This window comes from Achromobacter pulmonis, assembly GCF_902859765.1.
GTDB lineage: Bacteria > Pseudomonadota > Gammaproteobacteria > Burkholderiales > Burkholderiaceae_B > Achromobacter > Achromobacter pulmonis.
In genome coordinates this window covers 209,825-236,330 of sequence record NZ_CADIJV010000004.1, presented here as the reverse complement: position 1 = coordinate 236,330, position 26,506 = coordinate 209,825, and the positions used below count along the sequence as shown (strand labels likewise).

Here is a 26,506-nt window from a genome sequence, read left to right as displayed (position 1 = left end):
CGGGCCGCCGCCCGGCCTGTGCACTGGCCGGCTACGGATTGACCAGCACCGGTTTGTCCCGATACCGCGCCGGGAAGGTCTTGGCCAGGTTCTCCACCTTGGGCACGTCGTTCACCATGATGTACATGCTGTACGGGTGCCGCACCAGGTAGTCCTGGTGGTAGCCCTCGGCGGGGTAGAAGCCCTTGAGGGGTTCGACCGTGGTGGCCAGCGCCTTGGGGTACACGCCGGACTGGTTCAATTGCGCGATATAGGCTTCGGCCACTTTGCGCTGTTCGTCGTTGGCGGGGAACACCGTGGAGCGGTATTGCGTGCCGCTGTCCGGCCCCTGGCGGTTGAGCTGGGTCGGGTCGTGCGCCACCGAGAAGTAGATCTGCAGCAGTTGGCCGTAGCTGACCAATTTCGGGTCGTAGGTGATCTCGACCGATTCGGCGTGGCCGCTGCGGCCGCCGCTGACGGTGTCGTAGTCGGCGGTGGAGGCCTGGCCGCCGGCATAGCCGGAGACCGCCGAGGTGACGCCCTTGACGTGCTGGAACACCGCCTGCACGCCCCAGAAGCAGCCGCCGGCGATGACGGCTTTTTCCGGGGCCGCGGTGGCCGGCGTGTCGAGCGCGGGGGGCGGGATGATGAAGGCCTTTTCGGCGGCCTGCGCGGCGCCGCAGGCGAGCAGGGCGGCGGCGGCCAGCACGGCGTGGCGGGCGCGGGAGAGCGGGCGGAGCGACATGATGCGGAATCCTTGGAAAGATGCGCGGGCCGTGGTCAGGCCTGCGGGGTGAAGCGCATGGCCACGCCGTTCATGCAGTAGCGTAGACCGGTCGGGCGCGGTCCGTCGTCGAAGACGTGGCCCAAGTGGCCGCCGCAGTTGCTGCAATTGACGGCGGTGCGGCGCATGCCGAAGCTGCGGTCCTCCAGCGTGTCGACGGCATGGTCCAGCGGCTGCCAGAAGCTGGGCCAGCCGGTGCCGCTGTCGAACTTGGTGGTCGACGAAAACAGGTTCTGGGCGCAGCCGGCGCAGGCGAATGTGCCGGCGCGATGTTCGTCGTTGAGCGGGCTGGTGTAGGGCCGCTCGGTGCCCGCGCGGCGCAGCACCTCGTATTGCGCGGGGGTGAGTTTGGCGCGCCATTGTGCGTCGCTCAGGGTGTAGGGATAGGCGCGGGGCTGGGCGGCGCGCGCGCCGCGCCCGGCCAGCAAGGGCGCCAGGCCGGCGGCGGCCGCGAAGGCGCCGCCCGCGCCCAGGAAGTGCCTGCGTGTCAGTCGCATGGGAAGCTCCTTGTGGATGCGGGCCGCAGGCGGCGCGGTCGGAGCGGCGCCTGCGGCGTGGGGGAATGGGCGCGGGCCTATTTGCCCATGCTGTCCTTGGACGTGCCACCCTTTTTCATGCCGTCGGGCGACATGGCATCCTTGGACATGGAGTTCTTCGACATGCCATCCTTGGCCATGCCATCCTTGGCCATGCCGTCTTTCGCCATGCCATCCTTCGACATCGCGTCCTTGGACATGGAATTCTTCGACATGCCGTCCTTGGCCATGCCGTCTTTCGCCATGCCATCCTTCGACATGCCGCTCTTGGCCATGCCGTCCTTGGACATGTTGTCGGCCGCGTGCGCGGCGACGGCGCCAAAGGCCAGGCACAGGGAGAAAGCGGCGGTGGTGAGTGTCTTCATGATGCGTTCCTCTGGTGGGTCGTGGGAAAAAAAGAAAAAACACCTAGCTGCCGCCGAACCAGTTGTAGCCCTGGTCCTCCCAGTAACCGCCCGGGTAGGTGTTGGTGACGAAAATCGCCTGGATGTGCTTGGGGTTCTTGTAGCCAAGCTTGGTGGGCATCCGCAGCTTCATCGGGAAGCCGTACTCCGGCGGCAGCGTCTTGCCGTCGTAGGTCAGCGCCAGAATGGTCTGCGGATGCAGTGCGGTGGGCATGTCGATGCTGGTGTAGTAGTCATCGGCGCATTTGAAGCCCACGTATTTCGCGCTCAGGTCGGCGCCCACGCGCTTCAGGAAGGCCGAGAACGGCACGCCGCCCCATTTGCCGATGGCGCTCCAGCCCTCGACGCAGATATGGCGCGTGACCTGGTCGATCTGCGCCATGGCGCGCAGCTCGTCCAGCCGCCAGCGGCGCTTGTCGGCCACCAGGCCGGTGACTTCCAGCCGGAAGCTTTCTTCCTCGACCTGCCGCACCTCGTCGATGCCGTAGTAGGCATTGAAGGGGAACGGGCGGGTGATCATGGATTCCGGATAGGTCGGGGCCAGCTTGTCCGGGTCGAAGATCCAGCCCTGCACGCGGTCATTGAAGCGCGACACGGCGGTCAGCGCTTTCTCGACGTTTTCATCGTCGGACAGCGTGCAGCCGGACAGCATCGCCAGCCCGCCCAGCGTCAGGCCGCGGCGCAGGAAGGCGCGGCGCGAGGGCGCCTCGACCCGCTTGTCCAGGATCTTCACGGCTTCCTTCAGGATGGCCGGGCCGTCCAGGCCCAGCAGCGACAGGCGTCGTTTTGCGCTCACGTAGGGCTCCTTATTTACCGCGGATCATCGCGATCAGGCTGCGCGGCACCAGCGCCACCATGATCAGGTGCAGCGCCACGAAAGCCACCAGCAATGCCATGGCGAAGAAATGGATGCGGCGCGCGAATTCATAGCCGCCCAGCAGCACGCGCAGCGTGTCGAACTGCACGGACTTCCACAGCACCAGGCCCGACAGCACCAGCACCGTGATGTCGGCGATGACGAACAGGTAGGCCAGCCGCTGCACCTGGTTGTAGTGGCGCGGGTCGGCGTGCGACAGCTTGCCGTGCAGGGCCGCGGCCAGGTCGCGGGCGACGCCGCGCGGGCCGACCGGGAAGAACTTGCGCCACAGGCGGCCGGTGGTCAGGTTCAGCCCCAGATACAGCAGGCCGTTGACCAGCAGCAGCCACATGCCGGCAAAATGCCATTGCAGCGCGCCGCCCAGCCAGCCGCCCAGGGTGATACCGTTGGGAAAGGTGAAGTCGAAGAACGGCGCGGCGTTGTAGACGCGCCAGCCGCTCATGACCATGATCACCACGGCCAGCGCGTTCAGCCAGTGCACGATGCGCAGCCAGCCGGGGTGCACGGGGCCGTGGCCGGCGGGCGCCGGGGCGGCCGGAGCCCGGGGCGGTGTTCGAATTCGACTTGCCGGCGGCGCGCTAGCGCCTGCCGCGCGCCACCGTCATTGGGCCGCGGCCGGCATCCGGCCGTTGAGCAGGTAGTCCATCAGCTCGCGCACGCTGCGCATGGCATCGCCGAACGGCAGCTTGGACGCGCCACGGAAGAACAGGCCGCGGCTGACTTCGCCGCGCAGGGCGGCGGCCAGCTTCAGGTCGATGCAGAACTGGCCGAAGCGCGCGATGCCGTCGCGCAGGCCGCATTGCGTCAGGCAGTCCATGCGCTGGCTGCAACGGCGCGCATCGCAGCGGGTATTGTCCTGCAAGGTCTTTTCCTGGCGCAGGTAGCGCGTCAGCCATGGCGTCGGCACGGCGCGGGCCGGGAGGCCGGCCACGCTGGTGAATTCGGCCAGCTTGTCCGGATCGGCCGCCATCAGCACACGCTTGAAGTTCTCGTGCGCGTCGCCTTCATGGGTGACCGCGAAGGCGGTGCCCACCTGCACGCCGTCGGCGCCGTTGCCGAGCCAATGGCGCACCTGGTCGTGGCTGCCGACGCCGCCGGCCACGATCAGGCGCGGCGCGTCGCGGCCCAGTTGCAGATCCTGGAACAACTGGCGGCATTCGGCCAGCACGCGCTTGAAATCGAAGCGCTCGTCGTGGATGTCATCCAGGCGCGCCGCGCCCAGGTGGCCGCCGGCATAGCCGGGGTGTTCGATGACCACGGCATCGGCCATGCGGCCTTTCTTCATCCATTTCTTCAGCACGGCGGCCACGCCGCGCGCCTCCGACAGGATCGGCACCAGCGCTACCTTGGGGTAGTCGGCGGTCATGTCAGGCAGGTCCAGCGGCAGGCCGGCGCCCATGACGATGGCCTGGGCGCCGCTTTCGCAGGCCTGGCGCACCAGGGCGGGGTGGTCGCGCACCGCCTTCATGACATTGACCGCGACCACGCCACGGCCCTGCGCGGTGTCTAGCGCGGCGCGCACCTCGCGGTCCAGGGCCACGCGGTTGGCGCTGTCGATCTGCTCGCGGTCGCGGCAGTCCTCGGTCTGCTCGACCAGGTCGGGGTGGTGATGGCGCAAGTCCACACTGGCGATGGTGCCCACGGCGTTCTGGCTGGCGACCGCGCCGGCCAGGCGATGGGCGGAAACGCCGACGCCCATGCCGCCCTGGATGATGGGCAGCAATTCGCGTCCGGCGAGCGTGAGGGATTTGAACCACGTCATGAAATAGCCTTAGGTAGGAACAGTGGTTCCGAGGCTAGAGCAAGGCAGGGCGGGCCGCCTTGCGCGGGATCAAGCGGGCTGGGGAAAGCGGCGCAAGAGCGGCCGGGCGCCTGGCCCGCGGACTAATAGGGGCGGAGCCGGACGGCTCCGCCCCGTGCCGCCGGCGCGTTACGCCACCAGCTTGACCAGCGCCGGCACGGTCAGCACGGCGGTGTAATAGCCCATGAACTGCACGCCGGTGTTGAAGCCGAAGCGGCGTGACAACAGGCCGCCGAACAGGCCCATGGTCAGGATCACCAGCAGGCCCAGGAACTGGCCTTCCCACACGCTGATCACGATGATCAGGCCCACGAAGGTGGCGATGATGGCCTCGTGGCTGACCTTGCGCGACACGAACAATGCCGCGCGGCGCGCGAAGTTCATGGCGAAGGGATACGAGACGAGGGCCGCCAGCAGCACCGCCAGCATGCCATAGCCCAGGAATTCCCAGTGGTTCAGCAGGTTGTGCAGGTTGTGGGTCTGGCCGCTGGCCGCGTCCACCGTGAAGCGCGGCGGCGCGTTGAACAGCGGCGCGGCCGGGCCCGCCGCCACCGGGCTGAGCGGCAGGCCGAAGGCGATCAGCGGAATCAGGGCCTCGGCGATATAGGTGGCCTCGGTGACGCCGTTGCGCGCGCTCAGCACCGTGGTCAGGCGATGATAAGCATGCTTGACGCGCGATCCCACCAGTTCGCCCAGCACCACCGTCATCGCCACCGGGCTGAACACGAAGGTGGCGCTGGAGATAGTGGCCGTGGCCAGGGTCCAGCGGGTCTGGATGCGGTCCATCACCTTGAGCGGGTTGGGGAAGTAGCCCGACCAGCCCTTGACGTCCGGCGCCAGCGAGAACGTGCGCACCTTGTCGCGCATCATCTGCGCCCGGCCCTGCGGCGCGATCACGGTGAACAGGTCGGCGATCAGCGGGCCGATGGCGATGCCCAGGAAGTAGCTGATGCTGAGCTTGACGCCGTATTTGGCGGTCAGGCTCTGCAAGGCCACGATCACCACCACGAACGGCACCAGCAGCGCCACCGAGGCCCAGCGGCCAGCCGAGAAATAGGCGATCAGCACCGCCGCGGCCAGGAATATCCACGGCGCCCACTTGGTGATGGCGGCGCCGAATGGCGCCAGCAGCACGGCAAACAGCACCGCCAGCGGCACCGCCACGAAGGCGGCGACGATGGCGCCCGAGACCATCTTGCGCAGGGCGATGTGCGGCACGCCCAGCTTGCGCAGCATGTTGGCGTCCTGCAGCAACGGCGTGGCCATGGTGTCGCCGGGAATGCCGAGCAGCGCCGTCGGCACCGCGTGGGTCATGTGCTTGGCCACCGCGCCGGCCAGGAAGAAGGTGAAGACGCCGGCCGGCGGCACCCCCAGCAGCACCACCAGCAGCGTCAATGGCGCCAGCGTGGTGGTCTCGTCGGTGCCGGACACCAGGCCGATGGCGGCAAACACCACCGCGCCCAGCAGGCCCATGCCGGCGGCCACCATGATCTGTTCAAGCAGCACGGGATCGCTCATGCCGGCACCTCTTCATGCACGTTGCGCGCCCGGCCCTGCGGCGCCGGCGCCGCGGCGGGCGCGGCGAACAGTTCGTACAGGCCCAGTTCCTGCAGTTCCTTGACCACCTCCGGCGGCAGGTCCGCCAGCGTGCCCAGGCCGCCGGGTTGCGCGGCCAGTTCGGCCAGCACCTCGGCGCGCCAGGCCGGATCGTGCGCGGCGCTGTGCTCGACCACCTCGCGCTTGGGCGGGAACAGGCGGGCGCAGATCACGCCCGACAGCACGCAGCCGGCCAGCATGGCGTAGGCATGCGCCAGTTCCGGCGAGGCGACTTTGTCGCGCAGCCAGGCGCTGGCGGCGTAGAAGCCCGCCACGCTGATGAGGATGCCGATGGCGATGGCCCACGCCAGGTGGCGCAGGTCGACCGTGTCGTTCCATACTTCGGCCAGGCGTGCGGCCGACGCCTTGCTGTCTCTTTCCATGTCTGTCTCCTTGATGGATCGGCGGCGCGGGTGATTCCCGGCGCCGCCTCTGTTTTTGTGCGGCCGGCGTGCGTGCGCCGGCCGTGCCGTGCCGTCAGGCCGGTTTCCGCAGTTCCTCCAGCAGCGCCAGCGCGCGGTCGGCGCGCACGTCCTTCTCCTCGGCCATGCGGCGCGCCAACTGGTCGATCTCGGCGCCCACGGCGCCCACCGTCAGCGCGATGTTGCGCGCGTGCAGCGCCATGTGGCCGCGCTGGATGCCTTCGGTGGCCAGCGCCCGCAGCGCGCCCAGGTTCTGTGCCAGGCCCACGGCCACGGCGATTTCGCCCAGCTCCTGGGCCGAGCGCACGTCCATGATCTTGAGCGCCAGCCGCGCCAGCGGATGGGTCTTGGTGGCGCCGCCCACCAGGCCCACCGGCATCGGCATTTCCAGTGTGCCGACCAGGGCGCCGCTGGCGTCCTTTTCCCAATGGGTCAGCGAGGTGTAGCGGCCGTCGCGGCAGGCATAGGCGTGGGCGCCGGCCTCGACCGCGCGCCAGTCATTGCCGGTGGCGACAATGACCGGGTCGATGCCGTTCATGATGCCCTTGTTGTGGGTGGCGGCGCGGTACGGGTCGGTGGCGGCGAACACGTAGGCGTCCAGCACGCCCTCGATGATCTCGGCGCCGCTGCGCTCCCGGGTGTCGAGGGTCTGCGGCGTCAGGCGCACGCGGGCCCGCGACAGGCGCAGGTCGGCCAGGTTCGACAGGATGCGCAGCCGCACCGTGCCGCCGGTGATCTCCTCGACCAGCGGCGCCACGGCCTCGGCCATGGTGTTGACGGTGTTCGCGCCCATGGCGTCGCGCACGTCGACGATCAGGTGCAGCACCAGCATCGGGCCGCGCGGCGTGTCGGCGAATACGTGCGCCTCGATGTCCTGGCAGCCGCCGCCCAGGCCGATCAGCACCTGATCGCGGCTGTTGGCCCGCGTGACGATGCGCTCGCGCTCGCGCAGCAGCGCCACGCGGGCGCCGTGCGGGTCGGACAGGCCCAGCACCTGCACCTGGGCGCGCATCAGCGGCCGGGTGCTGGAGGTCTCGAAGCCGCCATTCCCGCGCGCCAGCTTGGCCATGAAGGAGGCCGCGGCCACCACCGACGGTTCTTCCACCGCCATCGGCACCAGCACGTCGCGGCCGTTGACCTGGAAGTTGCCGGCCACGCCCAGCGGCAGTTCGAAGGCGCCGATGACGTTCTCGATCATGCCGTCGGCGCGTTCCAGGCCGAGCGCGCCGGGCTCGGCCAGTTGCCGGCGTTCCTCGGGCGTCAGGCCGGCCGCGTCGGCGATGGCGGCGAGACGTTGGGCAGGGGTGAGGGCGCGGAAGTTCGGCAGGCGTGAATCGGCCACCATGGCATTGTCTCCATCTAAGAATCGGGTGACCGGATTCTAGGTAAACTGTACCGGCCTTCAGAGGTACAGTTTGGGCAAACAGTACCATCGCACTGCACCAATTTTCGACTTTTTCCTGCTGGAAACCGCGCCGTGGACGCCGACAATTCCCCGGGCCGCGCGCCACGCGCCGCGCCCATCGCCGAAAGCCTGGCGCGCCTGATCGGCCGCCAGATCGCCGAAGGCGTGTACCGCCCGGGCGACAAGCTGCCCTCGCTGCGCGAGCTGGCGCAATTGCACCGTTACGCCAAGAACACCGTGGTGGTGGCGTTCGAGATGCTGGTGGCGCGCGGGCTGGTCGAGCCGCGCCGCGGCTCCGGCTTCTACGTGCTGGACACCGGCCGGGCGCGGCGCGCCGCCGATGAGGAACCGGGCCAGTTGAGCCGCGCCATGGACATCGTCTGGCTGATGCGCGAACAGCTCAAGACCCAGCCCGACGCGATCGCCGCGGGCGACGGCTTTCCGCCGGTGGAATGGCTGGCCGACATGCGTATGGACCGTTATCACCAGAAGGTGGTGCGCACCGGCCTGGGCACCTTGTTCCGCTATGGCAGCCGCTTCGGCTATGCGCCGCTGCGCGAGAGCCTGGTGCGCAAGCTGGGCGACGTGGGCATCAGCGCGGCGCCGTCGCAACTGGTGCTGACGCACGGCGCCAACGAGGCCATGGACCTGGTGATCCGCTATTTCCTGCCGCCGGGCGCGGCCGCGCTGGTGGACGATCCGGGCTACTACCCGCTGTTCGGCAAGCTCAAGCTGGCGGGGGTGCGCATGCTGGGCGTGCCGCGCCTGGCGGACGGCCCCGACCTGGTGGCGCTGGAGGCCTTGTTGCAGCGCGAGAAGCCGCGCCTCTTTTTCACGCAGTCGCTGGCGCACAATCCCACCGGTTCGGACATTTCGCCGGCCAAGGCCTACAGGCTGCTGCAACTGTCGGCGCGCCACAACCTGATCGTGGTGGAAAACGATCCGCTGGCCGACTTCAAGCCGACCTCGTCCGTGCGCCTGTCGGCGCTGGACCAGTTGGAGCGCACCCTCTACATCGGCAGTTTTTCCAAGTCGTTCTCGGCGGCGCTGCGGGTCGGCTTCATCGCCTGTGGCGCGGGACTGGCCAGCGACCTGGCGGACCTGAAGGCGCTGGTACACGTCAGCAGCTCGGAGTATTGCGAACGCATGGTCGACGTGATGCTGCGCGACGGTCACTACGAGCGCCACCTGGTGCGCCTGCGCCAGCGGCTGGAGGCCGCTACCGGCGATGCGCTGCGCGTGCTGGATTCGCTGGGCGCCGCGGTCTACACGCGGCCCACCCGTTCGCTGTATCTCTGGGCGGCGTTTCCGGGCATCGACAACTCGCTGGCGCTGGCCGAGGACCTGATGCCGCAGAAGGTCATCATGGCGCCGGGGCGCGTGTTCAGCGTCGACCCGACCGCGGCCTCGCCGTGGTCGCGCTGCAATGTGGGCGCGGTGGCGTCGCCGCGCTTTCACGCCGCGCTGGCGGCGCGCCTGGGCCGCGGCGGCGCTCAGCGATAGGTGAATGCCTCGAACCAGGCGCGCAGCAGGGCTTGCGCCTGATCGCCGAGCAGGCGCGCCGGCGGGGTGCTGGGGCAGCTGCGCGCGCCCTGTACCGCGAAGCGCTTGACGCCGCGCCGCGCCAATTCACGCGCCAGGCCCAGCAGCCGGGTCTCGTCGAGCCAGTCGGGATGCCAGGTGATGCGGCATTCGAAATCCACGCCCGCCGTCAGCATCTGGGTCAGGCAGGCCTGCGCGGGCCGGTGCGAATCGCGCCGGCCGGTGATGTCGTCATAGCCCTGCGCATCGGCCTTGATGTCCAGGCCGACCCAGTCCAGGTAGCGCAGCACGTCGGCCAGGCGCAGCGGATAGATGCCGGCGGTGTGCAGGCCGATGCGATAGCCCATGCGCCGCGCCTCGCGGATCATCGACGGCAGGCGCGGTTCGCTCAGCGGCTCGCCGCCGGAGAACACCACGCCGTCCAGCAGGCCCTGGCGGCTTTCCAGGAAGGCGCGCACCTCGCGCCAGTCGTAGCGCGCGTTGCGCGTCTGCAATTCGGCGTTGTGGCAGTAGTGGCAACGCCACGGACAGCCGGCGATGAAGACCACGGCGGCCAGCGTGCCTGGCCAGTCGACGGTGGAAAAGGGCGTCAGGCCGCCCACGGCGGGGGCGTGGCGCGGCAGCGGCTGCGGCGCCGGCCGCGGCGGCGCGGCGTGGATCATGCGGGCTTGGGGGCGGGCGACGGCCTTGCGGCCGCCGGCCGCTTCAGGCACGTTGTTCGACGAAGAAGCGGCGTTCATTGAATTCGCCTTGTTTGCCGGTATTGAAGGAAGACACAGGGCGGTGGTAGCCCATGACGCGGGTCCAGACTTCGCAGCGCACGCGCTGGCTGTCGTCCAGGCGCAGCGCCTGCGGGGCGGCGGCTTCGGGGGAGATCACGGTTTGCATAATGGCTCCGGGGGGAAAGGCCGGGCGGGGATCGCCCGGGGAAAAAAACGCGGTGGGCGGCGAGATCAGGCCGGCGCGCAGCACGAGGCCTGCTTGGCCAGCAGTTCGGCGTCGCACTTGGGGCAGAACTCGTGGTGTCCGGCCAGATAGCCGTGGTTCGGGCAGATCGAGAACGTCGGCGTGACGGTGATGTACGGCAGCCGGAAATTCGACAGCGCGCGCCGCACCAGCGCCTTGCAGGCGCTGGCCGACGACACGGCTTCGTTCATGTACAGGTGCAGCACGGTACCCCCGGTGTACTTGCCCTGCAGCGCTTCCTGCAGCGTCAGGGCTTCGAACGGATCGTCGGTGTGGCCCACCGGCAACTGGCTGGAGTTGGTGTAGTAGGGCTGGGCCTCGGTGCCCGCCTGCAGGATGCCGGGGTAGCGCTTGCGGTCCTCGCGGGCGAAGCGGTAGGTGGTGCCTTCGGCCGGCGTGGCCTCCAGGTTGTAGAGGTGGCCGGTCTGTTCCTGGAACTCGGTCATGCGCGCACGCACCCGGTCCAGCAGGCGCACCGCCAGCGCGTGGCCGGCGGGTGTGGTGACGTCGTCGGCGTCCTCGCTGAAATTGCGGATCATCTCGTTGATGCCGTTCACGCCCAGCGTGCTGAAGTGGTTGCGCAGCGTGCCCAGGTAACGCCGGGTGTAGGGGTACAGGCCCTGGTCGATATAGCGCTGCACCACCTTGCGCTTGGTTTCGAGTACGTCGCGGCCCAGCGCCAGCAAATGGTCCAGGCGCGCCATCAGGGCGGCCTCGTCGCCGCGGCAGGTATGGCCCAGCCGCGCGCAGTTGACCGTCACCACGCCCACCGAGCCGGTCTGCTCGGCCGAGCCGAACAGGCCATTGCCGCGCTTGAGCAGCTCGCGCAGGTCCAGCTGCAGGCGGCAGCACATGGAGCGCACCATGTGCGGCTCCAGGTCGGAATTGAGGAAGTTCTGGAAGTACGGCAGGCCATAGCGCGCGGTCATTTCGAACAGGCGCTCGGTGTTGGGGTGGTCCCAGTCGAAATCGGGCGTGATGTTGTAGGTCGGAATCGGGAAGGTGAACACGCGCCCCTTGGCGTCGCCGGCCATCATCACCTCGATGTAGGCGCGGTTGATCATGTCCATCTCGGTCTGCAGCTCGCCATAGGCGAACGGCATTTCCTCGCCGCCGAGGTAAGGAATCTGTTCGCGCAGGTCGGCCGGGCAGGTCCAGTCGAAGGTCAGGTTGGTGAACGGCGTCTGCGTGCCCCAGCGGCTGGGCACGTTGAGGTTGTAGATCAGTTCCTGCATGCACTGCTTGACCTCGGTGTAGGTCATCGCGTCGCGGCGGATGAAGGGCGCCATGTAGGTGTCGAACGAGCTGAAGGCCTGCGCGCCGGCCCATTCGTTCTGCAGCGTGCCCAGGAAATTGACGATCTGGCCGATGGCCGCCGACATGTGGCGCGGCGGCGTGGCCTCGATCTTGCCGGGGATGCCGTTGAAGCCTTCGGTCAGCAGTTGGCGCAGCGACCAGCCGGCGCAATAGCCGCTGAGCATGTCCAGGTCGTGGATGTGGATGTCGCCGTCGCGGTGGGCCTGGCCGGCCTCGGGCGTGAAGACGTTGGACAGCCAGTAGTTGGCGGTGACCTTGCCGGCCACGTTCAGGATCAGGCCGCCCAGGCTGTAGCCCTGGTTGGCGTTGGCGTTGACGCGCCAGTCGCGCTGTTCCAGGTATTCCTCCATGGCGCTTTCGACGTCCACCAGGGTGTGGCGCAGCGCGCGCAGGCGGGCGTGCTGTTCGCGGTAGACGATGTAGGCGCGCGCGGTGCGCCAGTAGCCGGCCTTGACCAGCGTTTCCTCGACCTGGTTCTGGATGGTCTCCACCCCGGGGCAGACGTTGCCGTCGGCGGCCAGCGCCTCGATCACCGCGCCGGTCAGGGCGTGGGCGAGGTCGGCGTCCAGTTCTCCGGTGCCGCGGCCGGCGGCGGCGATGGCCGCCGCGATCTTGGCGCGGTCGAATGCGACGACCCGGCCGTCGCGCTTGAGGATGTGTTGGAGTTGCATCGCTGACACCATATGTTGTGGAGTGGAAAAACTCTACCACCACCTATGGTGCTCGAGGCCGGGCGGCCCAAGCGTATGTCAGCCCGGCTTGATGCCGGTCAAACGGCCCGGAAGGGGCCGGCGCGGACGCAAATCCGCCGGCCCGTCTTGCACAGCGCGCCTCAGTCCAGCTTGATGTCGGCGCGCCGGCCGACTTCGCCGAAGGTCTTCAGTTCCTGTTCCATGCGCGCGGTGAAGGCCGGGCCGTCCAGGTAGACCGGTTCCAGCGCCAGGTCGCTCACGGCGCGCCGCACCTGCGGGTCGGCCATGATGTCCGCGACCGCGCGGTTCAGCGTGTCCAGCACCGGTTGCGGTGTGCGCGCCGGGGCCACCAGGCCGTACCAGCCCACCATCGAGACGCCGGGCAGGCCGCTTTCGATGAAGGTCGGCACGTCCGGCAGTTGCGGCACGCGGTGTTCGCCGGTGACGGCCAGCGCCCGCACCTTGCCGGCCCGGGCCTGCGGCGCGGCCGACGACACCGTGTCGACGCCCAGCGCGATTTCGCCGCCGATCAGCGCCGTGACCAACTGTGCGCTGCCTTTGTACGGCACCGGCGTCATCCTGGCGCCGGCCGCCGAGGCGAACATCTCGCCGACCAGGTGCGGCGCCGATCCTGGGCCAAAGGTGCCGTACATCAGGCCGCCGCCGGCGCTTTTGTCGTGGGCCAGCGCGGCGGCCTGTTGCACGGTCTCGACCGGCAGGCCGTTCTGCGCCAGCAGCACCACCGGCGCCAGCGCCACGATGGCAATCTGCGCGAAGCTGGTGCGCGGATCATAGGGCAGGCGCGACTTGAGCGCCGGCAGCACGGTGTAGGTGGTGCTGCCCGACAGCAGCAGGGTATAGCCATCGGGCTGGGCGCGCGCCACGGCTTCGGCGCCGATCACGGTCGAGGCGCCGGGACGGTTCTCGACGATCACGGCCTGGCCCAGCTTGCCGGACAGCTTGTTGGCCAGCAGACGGGCGACGGCGTCGGTGGCGCCGCCGGGCGTGAACGGCACCACCAGCTTAATGGCTTGTTCGGGGTAGGCGGCATGGGCGGCGGGCGCGCCCAGGGTGGCTTGCAGGGCAAGGGCCGAGAGGCTGGCCAGCGCGGCGGCGCGGAGTCGGGCGATCATGGTGGGGGTCCGGTCAGGGTTGGGCAGGGGTGACGGTGTCCTGGGCGCGCTGGCGCGTGGCGGCGCCTTGCTCGCCCAGATCCCAGAACAGGCCCGCCATGATGGCCAGGCCTTCGCGCGCCACGCTGCCCAGCAAGTGTTCGTTGGGGGCATGTTGCGCACAGGCGGGATAGGAATGCGGTACCCACAGCGTGGGCAGGCCGAGCAGGTCGGCGAAGATGTCGTTGGGCAGCGAGCCGCCCAGGTTGGGCAATAGCGCCGGTCGCTGGCCGGTGCTGCGTTCGAGCGAGGCGGCGGCCCAGCGCACCCAGGCATTGTCGGGGGACAGCCGGGTGGCGCCGGCCTGCATGCCGACACGCACCGCGATCTGGCCAAAGCCGGCCTGATCGAGGTGGGCGCGCAGGTGGCGTTCCAGCGCCCGCCAGTCGGTGCCGACCACGAAACGCAACTGGCACCAGGCGGAGGCGGCCGGCGGAATGGCGTTGACCGGTTTGGCCGGATCGCCGGCGCCGAAGGTCAGCACGTCCAGGCTGTTCCAGCCGAAAACCTGTTCCGAGGGCGACAGGCCCGGTTCGCCCCAGTCGGTGTCGATGGCGGGATCGTCGGGGCCGCCGCCCACCGCCAGGTCGGCCAGCGCGGCGCCCACGGCGGCCGGGATCGGGGGCGGGCGCAGGCCCGGCACCAGGATGCGGCCACGCGCATCGACCAGCGTGGCGATGGCGTGCGACAGGATGATGGCGGGGTTGGCCAGCAGGCCGCCCCAGTTGCCGGAGTGGTAGCCGCGATCGCGGGCGCGCAAGGACAGCTCGAAGTTGACCGCGCCGCGCGAGCCCATGAACAGGGTGGGGCGGGCGGCGGCCAGGCGCGGGCCGTCGCTGGCGATGAAGACATCCGCCGCCAGCGCCTCGCGCTGCGCCTCGCAGAAGGCGGCTAGGCCAGGCGAACCGGCTTCCTCGCCGGTCTCGATCAGCCAGGTGGCGTTGAATCCCAGCTTGCCATCGCGGGCCCGCAACACCGCGCGCAGGGCCGCCAGGTTGATGCTGTGCTGGCCTTTGTTGTCGGCAGTGCCGCGGCCATACCAGCGGTCGCCCTCGACTTGCAGGCGCCACGGATCGCGGCCGGCATCCCATTTGGCGGCGTTGCCGCGCACCACGTCGCCATGGCCATACAGCAGCACCGTCGGCAACGCGGCGTCCTCGATGCGCCGCGCCACCAGGATCGGCAGGTCCACGTCCGCCGGATTGGGGTACACCCGGCAGGTGAAACCGAGCTGTTGCAGCTGGGGTTCCAGCTCATCGCGCAGATAGGCGTGCTGGCAGGCGGCCTGGCCCGGCTCCTCGCTCTCGGTCTGGTAGGCGATGCGCCGCGCCAGTTCGGCCTGCAGCGTGCCGTCGTCATAGGCGTTGGTGGCGTGAAGAAGGGCTTGTTCGCGGATCACTGCGGTCTCGGGACAGGGCTGGGAAGACACAAAGTTATTACGCTTGTTCACATGCCACAATTAGATAATTCGCACTTGATCATTGCTATTAAGGCAACGACACGCGCAGGCATGCCAAAGGGGGCATTGTGATTTCGCTGGGCCTGAGATATTTCCTGGAAGTGGCGCGCTGTGGTTCCATCGCCAGCGCGGCGGCGGCGCAGCATGTGGCGGCCTCGGCGGTCAGCCGCCAGATCGCCAAGCTGGAGGACGAGCTGGGCGTCGTCTTGTTCGAACGCCTGGCGCGCGGTATGGCGCTGAGCGAGGCCGGCCGCCAATTGGCCGCCTATGCCAACGCCGCGGCGCTGGAGGCCGAGCGCGTCACTACCGGTATCCGCCAGCGCAGCGCGCTGGGCGATGTGACCATCCGGCTGGCCTGCACCGAGGGGTTCGCCCACCGCTTCCTGCCGCACTGCATGGCCGATTTCAAGCGCACCCGTCCCGAGGCGCGCTTCCACCTGCTGGTGGAGCGGCCCGACGAGGTCACCCGCCTGCTGCTGGAAGGCTTGTCGCAATTGGCGCTGCGCTACACGGTGGCGCCGGACGAGCGCCTGAATACCGAGCTGCAATGCCGCGCGCCGATCTATGCCGTCATGTGCCGCCGCCATCCGCTGGCGGCGCGCCGCAGCATCGGCGTGCGCGACCTGACCCAGGTGCCGCTATCGCTGGGCGACTCGGGCACCACGGTGCGCGACTTGTTCGATACCGCCTGCGCCAACGCCGGCGTGCATATCGAGCCGGCCTACGTGTCGAACCATTCGGCGGCGTTCCTGCCGATGTTGCCGGGCAGCCCGATCGTGGCCCTGACGGGCTACCTGACGGTGACGGGGCTGCTCGATAGCGCCGGCCTGGTGGCCGTGCCGTTCAGCCATCCGGAAATGCGCCAGCGCAGCATTCAGGTCGTGACCCTGCGCGGCCGTACCTTGCCGCCGCTGGCGCGCGAGTTCCTGGCGCTGCTGGCCGCGCGCCTGAGCGTGGCGCCGCGCGCGCCGGAGAGCGAACGCACGGCGGGATGACGGCGCGGGTCGGCGCGCCGGGCGCGGGCAGCCACCGGGGACTGCCGCGCCCGCGCGGAACCGGGGCGATAAAATAGCGCCCCGATCCCTGCCACGGCCCGCAACGCGATGCCGCCGTGCCTTTGCCTGGCTTGCCCTCATGACCGACTCTTCCCGCGCTGTTTTCGATGATCTTCTGCAACAGGTGCATGACCGCCGCGCGCGCCTGCGTTTGTGGCGCGATACCTGGTCGACGTACGACGCCATGCATGCCCAGACGCTGGCGCCGCTCGAAACCGAAGCGCTCGAACTCAAGGCCCGGTTGGTGTTTTGCTTCGACCATGCGTGCAAGCAAAAGGAACTGACCAAGGCCGAACGCCAATTGGCCGCCGAGATCGGGGGGGAATTGGCGCAGGAAACCTTGTACGCGGCGGTCTTGGATGGCACACCGGGCGAATTCGACCTGGAGCGCGTCAAGGCCATCTACCGCAAGCACGGCGGCGCCGATTTCGACGCCGAGGTTGCCGCCGAACTGGCGCAGGTCCAGACGCGGCCGGCCGAGGCGCCGGCGGATCCGGCGACGCCGTCGGCGTGGGCGGCGATCGAGGCGCTGGGGCGCGAGGGCGGTGGCGAGGGGGCGCCGCATGTCGAGGCCCTGGCGGCGTACCGCGAAGCGCTGGACCAGGCGCTGGCCGCCACCGAGCGCGCCTTCGTGGCCCGTTATGGGTTCGATCCCGCGCAGACGGTCGACCCGGCCGAGCTCATGGCCGACCTCGAGGCGGAAATCGCCGACGTGAAGGAATACATCGGTGAGCTGGAGTTCGAGCTGTCCCAGTTCGTCGACATGCAGCAGGTCAAGGCCTGGTTGAAGGCAATGAAAAAGCAGTTGGACGCCGACCGCCGGCGCGGCACGCGGGGCTGACGCCGCGGCGCGGGTCCCGGGGCCGCCGCCTCACGGCGCCCGGCGCGGCGCGGCCGGCACGATCTTCATCATCGGCGCGGCCGCCTTGGCCGCGGCGTCGGCGCGCGGCCGGATCATCCACGGGAAAAAGCGCCACAGATACAAGCCGAATCCCAGGACCCAGGCGCCGGCCGAGGCATGCAGCAGGCCCAACGTGGCGCCGGTCGGCAGCAGGGCGGCCAGACGCAGCAGCGCTGCCAGGATCACCAGCGCGTAGCTCAGCACCATGCTGCGGTCGGCGCGCAGTGGCCGGCCCAGGTGGCCCATGGCGGTGCGCGTGGCCATGCCGATGATCAGCACGGAAAAGCCGGCCACGCCGATGACGTGCGCGGGCCAGGCGGGCCGCGCCACGTAGCCGGCCAACTGCGCCGCGCCCACCAGCAGGCCCAGACCCAGGCCGAGGTAACCCACGTACAGGATCCACAGCAGCGGCACGCGGCGCGCGGCCCAGGGCTTCCAGGCCAGCCACTGCGCCAGCGCCAGGGCGCCGGTGATCGCCAGCGCCAGCGCGGCGGCGCGCGGCGCGCCGGCCAGCAGGCAGGCGATGGCCAGCACCCCGGCGGCCAACTGCCAATGGCCGCTGCGAGTGTGCGGCGGGATTTCCAGGCCGGCGACGGCGCGCTTGGCGAAGAACGGCAGCACGCGGCGCGCGATCAGCAGCGTCAGCACCGCCATGGCCAGCAGGCCGGCATTGAAGTAGCGCATCAGCGCCAGGTAGTCGCCGGCCAGGGCGGCGTGCAGGTACAGCGCATGGGCCACGGCCAGCGCCAGCAGCAGCAGCGGCACGCCGTAGTTGCGGCGGTTGCGCGTGATCCAGACGGCGCGCGCCAGCGCGGCGGCAGCCCAAACGAAGAACAGCAGGTCGGCGGCCGCGGCGATCGCGAACGCCGTCATGCCGGGCACCAGGTAGGCGCCGCGCGCCACCAGCCAGACCACGCACAGCGCCGCCAGGGGGCCGCCGCGCAGCGGATTGCGGCCGGTCCAGTTGGCGCCCGCCGTCATCAGGAAACCCACCGCGATGGTGGCCACGAAGCCCCACAGCATCTCGTGCGCGTGCCACGGCATGGCGTTCAGCACGCCTGTCAGGCGGGCGGGCACGAACACCCACAGCAGCACGGATAGCAGTGCCCAGGAACAGCCGGCCAGGTACAGCGGGCGAAAGCCCATTTCGGTGAAGGCGCGCCAATTCGGCCGCGCGGCGCCGTCGGCGGCGGGTTCTTCCAGGGTGAGCAGGGTGGACATGTTGGCCTTTACGCGGGTGGCCGGCTGAGCGGCCTTGAATGTGTATTTGAAATACATATTAAAGCCGCGGGACGCTTTCGGTCCATCGCGCGGGTTTGATCCGGCGCAAACGCGGCGGCTTTTCCGGGGTGACTAGTCACATCGGCAGCGCCGATATGGTCGGCCGGCGAATGGTGGCGCGCAGTGCCGGTCCCTAGGCTTGGGGCTGTCGAATTCCGTGTGCAAAAAAAGCGAGAACCACCATGGCATCAACCCACCCCTCGGCCAGCGCGCCCATGCGGGTCCTGGTATCCAGCACCTTCGCCTTCACCATCTGCTTCGCGGTATGGATGATCTTCGCGGTGCTGGGCATTCCCATCAAGTCACAGCTCGGCCTGTCCGAAACCGAATTCGGCCTGTTGGCCGCCATGCCGGTGCTGACCGGCTCCCTGGTGCGGGTGCCGCTGGGCATCTGGACCGACCGCTACGGCGGCCGCACGGTGTTCTTCGTGCTGATGCTGCTGGCGGTGGTGCCGATCTGGCTGCTGTCCTACGCCACCGAGTACTGGCAGTTCCTGGTGCTGGCGCTGTTCGTGGGCCTGACCGGCGGCTCGTTCTCGGTCGGCACGCCCTACGTGGCGCGCTGGTTCCCGCGCAACAAGCAAGGGCTGGCCATGGGCGTGTTCGGCGCCGGCAATTCGGGCTCGGCCATCACCAAGTTCGTGGCGCCCGCGCTGATCGCCGCCGCCGGCGGCGCCTGGGTGATCGTGCCGCAGGTGTACGCGGTGGCCCTGCTGGTGACGGCGATCCTGTTCTGGCTGTTCTCGGCCTCCGACCCGTCGCACCGCGTGGCCGGCGGCGCCTCGCTGCGCGCCCAGTTCGCAATGCTCAAGGACCCGCGCGTGTGGCGCTACTGCCAGTACTACTCGGTGGTGTTCGGCGGCTACGTGGCGCTGGCGCTCTGGATGACCAAGCACTACATCGGCGAATACGGCTTCGACATGAAGCTGGCGGCGCTGCTGGCCGCGTGCTTCTCGCTGCCGGGCGGCGTGCTGCGCGCCATGGGCGGCTGGATTTCCGACCGTTACGGCGCCTACAAGACCACCTGGTGGGTGATGTGGGTGTGCTGGGTGGCGTTTTTCATTCTCAGCTATCCGCAGACCCATTTCACGGTCATGACCACGGGCGGCCCGCGCCAGTTCGACATCGCCCTGGGTCCGACCAGCTTCACCATCCTGCTGTTCATCGTCGGCATCGCCATGGCGATCGGCAAGGCCTCGGTCTTCAAGTTCATCTCGGATGAGTTCGGCCAGAACATCGGCGCAGTCTCGGGCATTGTCGGCCTGGCCGGCGGGCTGGGCGGCTTCATCCTGCCGATCCTGTTCGGCGTGCTGCTGGACCTGACCGGCGTGCGTTCGAGCGCCTTCATGCTGCTGTACGGCACGGTCTGCGTTTCGCTCATCTTCATGCATTTCAGTTTCCGGCCCGAAAGCGCCGCCATCGCGCGGCGCCAAGCCGCCTGAATCCAATCGGAGAAAAGCTATGTCTTCCCATGTCCTGGCGCGCTGGGAGCCGGAGAACCCCGGCTTCTGGCAACAGACCGGCGCCCGCATCGCCAACCGCAATTTGTGGATTTCCATTCCCGCGCTGATGCTGGCGTTCAGCATCTGGATGCTGTGGAGCGTGGTGGTGGTCAACCTCGACCGCGCCGGTTTCATGCTGTCCAAGAACCAGATGTTCTGGCTGACGGCGCTGCCGGCGCTGTCCGGCGCCACGCTGCGCATCTTCTATTCGTTCCTGGTGCCGGTGTTCGGCGGCCGCAAATGGACCGCGATCTCGACCGCCTCGCTGCTGCTGCCGGCGCTGGGCATGGGCTTCGCGCTGCGCGACCCGACCACGTCGTTCCCGACGCTGCTGGTGCTGGCGCTGTTGTGCGGCCTGGGCGGCGGCAACTTCAGCTCCAGCATGGCCAACATCAGCTTTTTCTTTCCGAAGGAAAAGAAGGGCCTGGCCACCGGCCTGAACGCCGGCATCGGCAATCTGGGGGTGTCGCTGGTGCAGTTCGTGGTGCCGGTGGTGATTTCGATGGGCGTGTTCGGCGCCCTGGGCGGCGAGCCGCAGACCATCACGGCCGGCGGCGCGCAGCGCAGTCTGTGGCTGCAGAACGCCGGCTTCATCTGGGTGGTGCCCATTGCGCTGGCCTCGCTGGCGGCATGGTTCGGCATGAACGACATCGCCGACGCGCGCGCCTCGTTCGCCGACCAGGCGGTGATCTTCAAGCGCAAGCACAACTGGCTGATGTGCTGGCTGTACGTGGGCACGTTCGGCTCGTTCATCGGCTTCTCGGCCGGCTTCGCCATGCTGACCAAGACGCTGTTTCCGCAGGTCGACCCGACCACCTACGCCTTCCTCGGCCCGCTGGTCGGATCGCTGACGCGGCCGGTGGGCGGCTGGGTCTCGGACAAGCTGGGCGGCGCCCGCGTCACGCTCTACACCTTCATCGGCATGATCGCCGCGGTGCTGGGCGTAATGGCGTTCCTGCCGCTGAACGGGCAGGGCGGCGATTTCAACGGCTTCCTGGCCATGTTCATCGTGCTGTTCGCGCTGACCGGCGTGGGCAACGGTTCGACCTTCCGCATGATCCCGGTGATCTTCCTGCGCGAGCGCACCCAGGCCGCGCAAGGCAAGGGCGAGGCGGCGCAGAAGCAGGCGCTGACCGACGCCGCGCGCGAATCGGCCGCCGTGCTGGGTTTTTCCGGCGCCATCGGCGCCTACGGCGGCTTCTTCATCCCGCGCAGCTTCGGCACCTCGCTGGAACTGACCGGCAGCGCCCAGGCGGCCCTGTATTGCTTCATCGGCTTCTACGCCACCTGCGTGCTGGTCACCTGGTGGTACTACGCGCGCCGCAACGCGCCCGTGCCTTGCTGAGACAGCAGCGGCCAGGGTGACTAGTCACTCTGCCGCGCCCGCCCTGTGCCACCGGCGAATGGCCGGCCGGGCGGGCGACCACTAAAGTGATTTCGACAGCACAGATTGCAGTACGCGCCGGCCGGGCCGGCGCTCTTGGAGAAACGCAATGAGTCATTTTCTGGACCGGTTGAAGTTCATGTCGCGGGTGAAATCCACCTACGCGGACGGTCACGGCGAAGTGGTCAATGAAGACCGCAAGTGGGAAAACGCCTATCGCGCCCGCTGGCAGCACGACAAGGTGGTGCGCTCGACCCACGGGGTCAACTGCACCGGCTCATGCTCGTGGAAGGTGTACGTCAAGAACGGCCTGATCACCTGGGAAACCCAGCAGACCGACTACCCGCGCACGCGGCCGGATCTGCCCAACCACGAGCCGCGCGGCTGTCCGCGGGGCGCGTCCTACAGCTGGTACGTCTATTCCGCGCAACGCGTGAAGTACCCGATGATGCGCGGCCGCCTGATGGAAATGTGGCGCGAGGCGCGCAAGACCATGGACCCGATCGCGGCCTGGGAATGGATCAGCCAGGACCCGGCGCGCGCCAAGCGCTACAAGTCGGTGCGCGGCCTGGGCGGCTTCGTGCGCACGGACTGGGACACGGCGACCGAGATGATCGCCGCCGCCAACGCCTACACCATCAAGAAGTTCGGCCCCGACCGCCTGATCGGCTTCTCGCCGATTCCGGCCATGTCGATGGTCAGTTACGCCGCCGGCGCGCGCTACCTGAGCCTGCTGGGCGGCGCCTGCCTGAGCTTCTACGACTGGTACTGCGACTTGCCGCCGGCCAGCCCGCAGATCTGGGGCGAGCAGACCGACGTGCCGGAATCGGCCGACTGGTACAACTCGACCTACCTGATGGTGTGGGGCTCGAACGTGCCGCAGACCCGCACCCCCGACGCCCACTTCTACACCGAGGTCCGCTACAAGGGCACCAAGACGGTAGCCGTGTCCAGCGACTTCGGCGAAATGGTCAAGTTCGGCGACATCTGGCTGGCGCCCAAGCAGGGCACCGACGCCGCGCTGGCGATGGCCATGGGCCACGTCATCCTCAAGGAATTCCACCTGTCGGGCGCCTCGGCCTATTTCCGCGACTACGTGCGGCGCTACACCGACATGCCGATGCTGGTGCTGCTCAAGGAGCGCGACGGCTTTTACGCGCCCGACCACTTCCTGCGCGCCTCGCACCTGGACGGCGCGCTGGGCGAGCAGAACAACCCCGACTGGAAGACGCTGGTGTTCGACGAAGCCAGCGGCGACCTGGTGGCGCCCAATGGCAGTATCGGCTTTCGCTGGGGCGAGGGCGCGGTCAACGGCGGCGAGAAGGTCGGCCGCTGGAACCTGGAAGCGCGCGACGGCGGCAGCGGTCGCGCCATCGCGCCGCGCCTGAGCCTGGTGGACGGCGCCGACGCCGTGGTCGGCGTGGGCTTCCCGTACTTCGGCGCCGAGCATGACGAACTCCTGGTGCGCAACGTGCCGGCGCGCCGCCTCCGCCTGGCCGATGGCAGCGAGGCGCTGGTCGCCACGGTGTACGACCTGCAGATGGCCAACTACGGCCTGGATCGCGGCCTGGGGGGCGGCAACGTCGCCAGCACCTACGACGACGATGTGCCCTACACCCCGGCCTGGCAGGAAAAACACACCGGCGTGCCGCGCGCGCAGGTGATCCAGGTGGCGCGCGAGTTCGCCCAGAACGCCCACGATACCGAAGGCAAGTCGATGGTGATCGTCGGCGCCGGCCTGAACCACTGGTATCACATGGACATGATCTACCGCGGCATCATCAACATGCTGATGATGTGCGGCTGCGTCGGCAAGAGCGGCGGCGGCTGGGCCCACTACGTGGGCCAGGAAAAGCTGCGTCCGCAGTTCGGCTGGGCGCCGCTGGCGTTCGCCGCCGACTGGGTCCGTCCGCCGCGCCAGATGAACGGCACCTCGTTCTTCTACGCCCACACCAGCCAGTGGCGCCATGAAAAGTTGAACGTGCAGGAAGTGCTGGGCCCGACCGCCGACCGCGCCCGCTACGGCGACCTCAGCATGATCGACCTGAACGCCCGCGCCGAGCGCATGGGCTGGCTGCCGTCGGCGCCGCAGCTGCGCACCAACCCGCTGGACCTGACCGCGCAGGCCGAAGCCGCCGGCAAGGACCCGGTGGCGCACGCGGTCGAACAACTCAAGTCCGGCGAACTGCGCATGTCCTGCGAAGATCCGGACGACCCGGCCAACTTCCCGCGCAATATGTTCGTCTGGCGCTCGAACATCCTGGGCTCCAGCGGCAAGGGCCACGAGTACTTCCTGAAGTACCTGCTGGGCACGCAGAATGCTGTGTTCGGCGACGAGGGCGACGCCATCAAGCCGGTCGAGGTCACCTACCAGGAAGACGCGGCCGAGGGCAAGCTCGACCTGCTGACGGTGCTGGACTTCCGCATGAGCACCACCTGCCTGTACGGTGACATCGTGCTGCCGACGGCCACCTGGTATGAGAAGGACGACCTCAACACGTCCGACATGCACCCGTTCATCCATCCCTTGAGCGAAGCCGTGCAACCGCTATGGGAAAGCAAGACCGACTGGGAGATCTACAAGCTGCTCGCCAGGAAGTTCAGCGAGATCGGTGGCCCCTACCTGGGCAAGCGCCGCGACCTGGTGCTGACGCCGCTGATGCACGACACCCCGGGGGAACTGGGCCAGGCCTTCGAGCCCAAGGACTGGAAGCTGGGCGAATGCGAGCTGGTGCCGGGCAAGACCGCGCCCAACATGACCGTGGTCGAGCGCGACTACAACGACATCTATCGCAAGTTCACCTCGGTCGGTCCGCTGCTGGACAAGCTGGGCAACGGCGGCAAGGGCATCAACTGGAACACCGAGCACGAGGTCGGCGAGTTGGCCGGCATCAACGAGCGGGTGACCGAGCCCGGCGTGAGCCAGGGCCGGCCGCGGCTGGACAGCGCCATCGACGCCGCCGAGATGATCCTGACCTTCGCGCCCGAGACCAACGGCCACGTCTCGGTCAAGGCCTGGGAAGCGCTGGGCAAGGTCACCGGCCGCGACCATACCCACCTGGCGGTCGGCCGCGAGCACGACAAGATCCGCTTCCGCGACATCCAGGCGCAGCCGCGCAAGATCATTTCGGCGCCGACCTGGTCGGGCCTGGAAAGCGAAGAGGTCAGCTACAACGCCGGCTACACCAATGTGCACGAGCTGATCCCATGGCGCACCCTGACCGGCCGCCAGCAGTTCTACCAGGACCACCGCTGGATGCTGGATTTCGGCGAGGGTTCGTGCGTGTACAAGCCTGCGATCGACACCAAGACCGTCGCGCCGATGCTGGGCCGCTATCCCAACGGCGAAAAGGAACTGGTGCTGAACTGGATCACGCCGCACCAGAAGTGGGGCATCCACAGCACCTATTCCGACAATCTGCGCATGCTGACGCTGAGCCGCGGCGGCCCCCACGTGTGGGTGTCCGAGGCCGAGGCCAGGCAGGCCGGGCTGGTCGACAACGACTGGGTCGAGGTCTTCAACGTCAACGGCACGCTGACCGCGCGGGTGGTGGTGAGCCAGCGTGTGCCGGTCGGCATGTGCCTGATGTACCACGCCCAGGAAAAGATCGTGAACGTGCCGGGCGCGGAAACCAGCGGCAAGCGCGGCGGCATCCACAACTCGGTCACGCGCACCGTGCTCAAGCCCACGCACATGATCGGCGGCTACGCCCAGCAGGCCTACGGCTTCAACTACTACGGCACCGTGGGCGCCAACCGCGACGAATTCGTGGTGCTGCGCAAGATGAAGAAGGTGGACTGGCTGGAAGGCCCGCTGGTCGAAGACCCCGCCGTCCAAACGCAACAGGAAGAGAAGCAATCATGAGGATACGCGCCCAAATCGGCATGGTGCTGAATCTGGACAAGTGCATCGGCTGCCACACTTGTTCGGTCACCTGCAAGAACGTCTGGACCAGCCGCGACGGCGTCGAATACGCCTGGTTCAACAACGTCGAGACCAAGCCCGGCATCGGCTACCCCAAGGAATGGGAGAACCAGCAGAAGTGGCAGGGCGGCTGGCGCCGCACGGCGGCGGGCAAGCTGGAACCGCGCCAGGGCGGCAAGCTGCGCATCCTGGCCAACCTGTTCGCCAACCCCAACCTGCCGCAGATCGACGACTACTACGAGCCGTTCACCTTCGACTACGAACACCTGAAGAACGCGCCGCTGTCGCAGACGCCGCCCACCGCGCGCCCGGTGTCGGTGCTGACCGGCCAGAAGATGGACAAGATCGAATGGGGCCCGAACTGGGAAGACGACCTGGGCGGCGAATTCGCCGCGCGCAGCCGCGACGCCCTGTTCGAGGGCGTGCAAAAGGAGATGTACTCGACCTTCGAGAACACCTTCATGATGTACCTGCCGCGCCTGTGCGAACACTGCCTGAACCCGGCCTGTGTCGCCAGCTGCCCGTCGGGCTCGATCTACAAGCGCGAGGATGACGGCATCGTGCTGGTCGACCAGGACAAGTGCCGCGGCTGGCGCATGTGCATCTCGGGCTGCCCGTACAAGAAGATCTACTACAACTGGCACAGCGGCAAGGCCGAGAAGTGCACCTTCTGCTACCCGCGCATCGAGGCCGGCCAGCCGACCGTGTGCTCGGAAACTTGCGTCGGCCGCATCCGCTACCTGGGCGTCATGCTGTACGACGCCGACCAGATCGAACGCGCCGCCGCCGTGGGCAACGAGCAGGACCTGTACGAATCGCAGCTGGACCTGTTCCTGGACCCGCATGCGCCCGAGGTGATCGCCGCCGCGCGCGAGCAGGGCATCCCGGAATCGTGGCTGGAAGCCGCGCGCCAGTCGCCGGTCTACAAGATGGCGGTGCAGTGGCGCGTGGCCTTCCCACTGCATCCGGAGTACCGCACGCTGCCGATGGTCTGGTACATCCCGCCGCTGTCGCCGATCCAGACCGCGGCCGAGGCCGGCAAGATGCCGCAGCGCACGCTGGGCAAGCGCGCCATGATTCCGGACGTGGCCAGCCTGCGCATCCCGGTGCGCTACCTGGCCAACCTGCTGACGGCGGGCAAGGAAGCCCCGGTGCTGCAGGCGCTGGAACGCATGCTGGCGATGCGCGCCTACAAGCGCGCCGAGACCGTGCACGGCGAACAGGACACGGCCCTGCTGGAACAGGTCGGCCTGTCCGAGGAAACCGTGCAGGACATGTACCGCATCATGGCCATCGCCAACTACGAGGACCGCTTCGTGGTGCCCAGCAGCCACAAGGAAATCGTCGAGGACAGCTTCAACGAAAAGGGCAGCTGCGGCTTCACCTTCGGCAACGGCTGCTCGGGCGGCGTCTCGGAAGGCACGCTGTTCGGCCGCAAGCCGCAGGGCAGCGAGATCTTCATCGAGATGCCGAAGTCGCGCAAGAAGGCCGCGGCCTGACACGGGA

The 26,506-nt window shown here is 68.5% G+C and carries 20 protein-coding genes and 4 pseudogenes; 8 read left to right on the top strand and 16 right to left on the bottom strand.

Annotated elements, in window-relative coordinates:
• Positions 1-31: 31 nt before the first annotated feature.
• The 3 genes and pseudogenes from msrA to HV701_RS27070 form a co-directional block, all read right to left on the bottom strand.
• Positions 32-724 (bottom strand): peptide-methionine (S)-S-oxide reductase MsrA, encoded by a 693-nt coding sequence (gene msrA / locus HV701_RS06070; RefSeq protein WP_175132162.1) that lies wholly within the window; start codon positions 722-724, stop codon positions 32-34.
• Between the two features lie 35 nt (positions 725-759).
• Positions 760-1,260 carry a peptide-methionine (R)-S-oxide reductase MsrB gene (gene msrB, locus HV701_RS06065; protein ID WP_175132161.1) on the bottom strand — a complete coding sequence of 167 codons (501 nt, stop codon included), beginning with the start codon at positions 1,258-1,260 and terminating at the stop codon, positions 760-762.
• 77 nt (positions 1,261-1,337) lie between these two features.
• Positions 1,338-1,478 (bottom strand): annotated as a pseudogene (locus HV701_RS27070) (pentapeptide MXKDX repeat protein); the annotation flags it as partial.
• Here HV701_RS27070 and HV701_RS27065 point away from each other — a divergent pair.
• Positions 1,428-1,541 (top strand): annotated as a pseudogene (locus HV701_RS27065) (hypothetical protein); the annotation flags it as partial. The pseudogenes HV701_RS27070 and HV701_RS27065 overlap by 51 nt on opposite strands.
• Before the next feature lie 63 nt (positions 1,542-1,604).
• On the opposite strand, the pseudogene HV701_RS27060 reads toward HV701_RS27065, so the two are convergent.
• From HV701_RS27060 to HV701_RS06030, 7 genes and pseudogenes are all read right to left on the bottom strand, one after another.
• A pseudogene (locus HV701_RS27060) lies at positions 1,605-1,664 on the bottom strand (pentapeptide MXKDX repeat protein); the annotation flags it as partial.
• A 43-nt stretch (positions 1,665-1,707) separates the two neighbouring features.
• A complete protein-coding gene (locus tag HV701_RS06055; protein ID WP_175132159.1) occupies positions 1,708-2,499 on the bottom strand; it encodes a molybdopterin-dependent oxidoreductase in 792 nt (263 codons plus the stop codon).
• A 10-nt stretch (positions 2,500-2,509) separates the two neighbouring features.
• Complete coding sequence (locus HV701_RS06050; protein ID WP_175132199.1) at positions 2,510-3,139, bottom strand: cytochrome b/b6 domain-containing protein; 630 nt, start codon at positions 3,137-3,139, stop codon at positions 2,510-2,512.
• Between the two features lie 42 nt (positions 3,140-3,181).
• Entirely contained in the window at positions 3,182-4,342 is a 1,161-nt protein-coding gene (locus HV701_RS06045; protein ID WP_175132158.1) for an NAD(P)H-dependent flavin oxidoreductase, read from the bottom strand.
• 168 nt (positions 4,343-4,510) lie between these two features.
• Positions 4,511-5,899 (bottom strand): tripartite tricarboxylate transporter permease, encoded by a 1,389-nt coding sequence (locus HV701_RS06040; RefSeq protein WP_175132157.1) that lies wholly within the window; start codon positions 5,897-5,899, stop codon positions 4,511-4,513.
• Complete coding sequence (locus HV701_RS06035; protein WP_175132156.1) at positions 5,896-6,360, bottom strand: hypothetical protein; 465 nt, start codon at positions 6,358-6,360, stop codon at positions 5,896-5,898. The genes HV701_RS06040 and HV701_RS06035 overlap by 4 nt, the downstream gene beginning before the upstream one ends.
• Before the next feature lie 94 nt (positions 6,361-6,454).
• A pseudogene (locus HV701_RS06030) lies at positions 6,455-7,750 on the bottom strand (hydroxymethylglutaryl-CoA reductase, degradative); the annotation flags it as partial.
• 126 nt (positions 7,751-7,876) lie between these two features.
• On the opposite strand from HV701_RS06030, the gene HV701_RS06025 reads away from it, so the two are divergent.
• On the top strand, positions 7,877-9,307 hold the full coding sequence (locus HV701_RS06025) for an aminotransferase-like domain-containing protein (protein WP_175132154.1): 1,431 nt from the start codon (positions 7,877-7,879) through the stop codon (positions 9,305-9,307).
• On the opposite strand, the gene HV701_RS06020 is transcribed toward HV701_RS06025, so the two are convergent.
• The 5 genes from HV701_RS06020 to HV701_RS06000 form a co-directional block, all read right to left on the bottom strand.
• Positions 9,298-10,086 carry an anaerobic ribonucleoside-triphosphate reductase activating protein gene (locus HV701_RS06020; RefSeq protein WP_175132153.1) on the bottom strand — a complete coding sequence of 263 codons (789 nt, stop codon included), beginning with the start codon at positions 10,084-10,086 and terminating at the stop codon, positions 9,298-9,300. The genes HV701_RS06025 and HV701_RS06020 overlap by 10 nt on opposite strands.
• Complete coding sequence (nrdD, locus tag HV701_RS06015; RefSeq protein ID WP_006395259.1) at positions 10,052-10,234, bottom strand: anaerobic ribonucleoside-triphosphate reductase; 183 nt, start codon at positions 10,232-10,234, stop codon at positions 10,052-10,054. Before nrdD ends, HV701_RS06020 begins: the two co-directional genes overlap by 35 nt.
• Before the next feature lie 65 nt (positions 10,235-10,299).
• On the bottom strand, positions 10,300-12,300 hold the full coding sequence (locus HV701_RS06010) for a ribonucleoside triphosphate reductase (protein ID WP_175132152.1): 2,001 nt from the start codon (positions 12,298-12,300) through the stop codon (positions 10,300-10,302).
• A 161-nt stretch (positions 12,301-12,461) separates the two neighbouring features.
• Complete coding sequence (locus HV701_RS06005; RefSeq protein WP_175132151.1) at positions 12,462-13,454, bottom strand: Bug family tripartite tricarboxylate transporter substrate binding protein; 993 nt, start codon at positions 13,452-13,454, stop codon at positions 12,462-12,464.
• 13 nt (positions 13,455-13,467) lie between these two features.
• The gene (locus HV701_RS06000; RefSeq protein ID WP_175132150.1) at positions 13,468-14,892 is read right to left on the bottom strand and encodes a M20 family metallopeptidase; all 1,425 of its coding nucleotides are present in this window, start codon (positions 14,890-14,892) and stop codon (positions 13,468-13,470) included.
• A 128-nt stretch (positions 14,893-15,020) separates the two neighbouring features.
• Between HV701_RS06000 and HV701_RS05995 the strand changes: the two genes are divergently transcribed.
• Positions 15,021-15,947, top strand: a complete 927-nt coding sequence (locus HV701_RS05995) for a LysR family transcriptional regulator (RefSeq protein ID WP_175132149.1) — start codon at positions 15,021-15,023, stop codon at positions 15,945-15,947.
• A 139-nt stretch (positions 15,948-16,086) separates the two neighbouring features.
• Positions 16,087-16,848 (top strand): hypothetical protein, encoded by a 762-nt coding sequence (locus tag HV701_RS05990; protein ID WP_175132148.1) that lies wholly within the window; start codon positions 16,087-16,089, stop codon positions 16,846-16,848.
• Positions 16,849-16,878: 30 nt separating this feature from the next.
• On the opposite strand, the gene HV701_RS05985 is transcribed toward HV701_RS05990, so the two are convergent.
• Positions 16,879-18,129, bottom strand: coding sequence for an NnrS family protein (locus HV701_RS05985; protein ID WP_175132147.1), 1,251 nt, complete (start codon positions 18,127-18,129; stop codon positions 16,879-16,881).
• Between the two features lie 242 nt (positions 18,130-18,371).
• Here HV701_RS05985 and HV701_RS05980 point away from each other — a divergent pair, with 242 nt between their 5' ends.
• The 4 genes from HV701_RS05980 (at position 18,372) to narH (ending at position 26,499) form a co-directional block, all read left to right on the top strand.
• Complete coding sequence (locus HV701_RS05980; RefSeq protein ID WP_254595123.1) at positions 18,372-19,631, top strand: MFS transporter; 1,260 nt, start codon at positions 18,372-18,374, stop codon at positions 19,629-19,631.
• Positions 19,632-19,650: 19 nt separating this feature from the next.
• Complete coding sequence (locus tag HV701_RS05975; protein WP_175132146.1) at positions 19,651-21,036, top strand: NarK family nitrate/nitrite MFS transporter; 1,386 nt, start codon at positions 19,651-19,653, stop codon at positions 21,034-21,036.
• Between the two features lie 148 nt (positions 21,037-21,184).
• Positions 21,185-24,940, top strand: coding sequence for a nitrate reductase subunit alpha (locus HV701_RS05970; RefSeq protein ID WP_175132145.1), 3,756 nt, complete (start codon positions 21,185-21,187; stop codon positions 24,938-24,940).
• A complete protein-coding gene (gene narH / locus HV701_RS05965; protein WP_175132144.1) occupies positions 24,937-26,499 on the top strand; it encodes a nitrate reductase subunit beta in 1,563 nt (520 codons plus the stop codon). The genes HV701_RS05970 and narH overlap by 4 nt, the downstream gene beginning before the upstream one ends.
• The last annotated feature ends 7 nt before the right edge of the window (positions 26,500-26,506 follow it).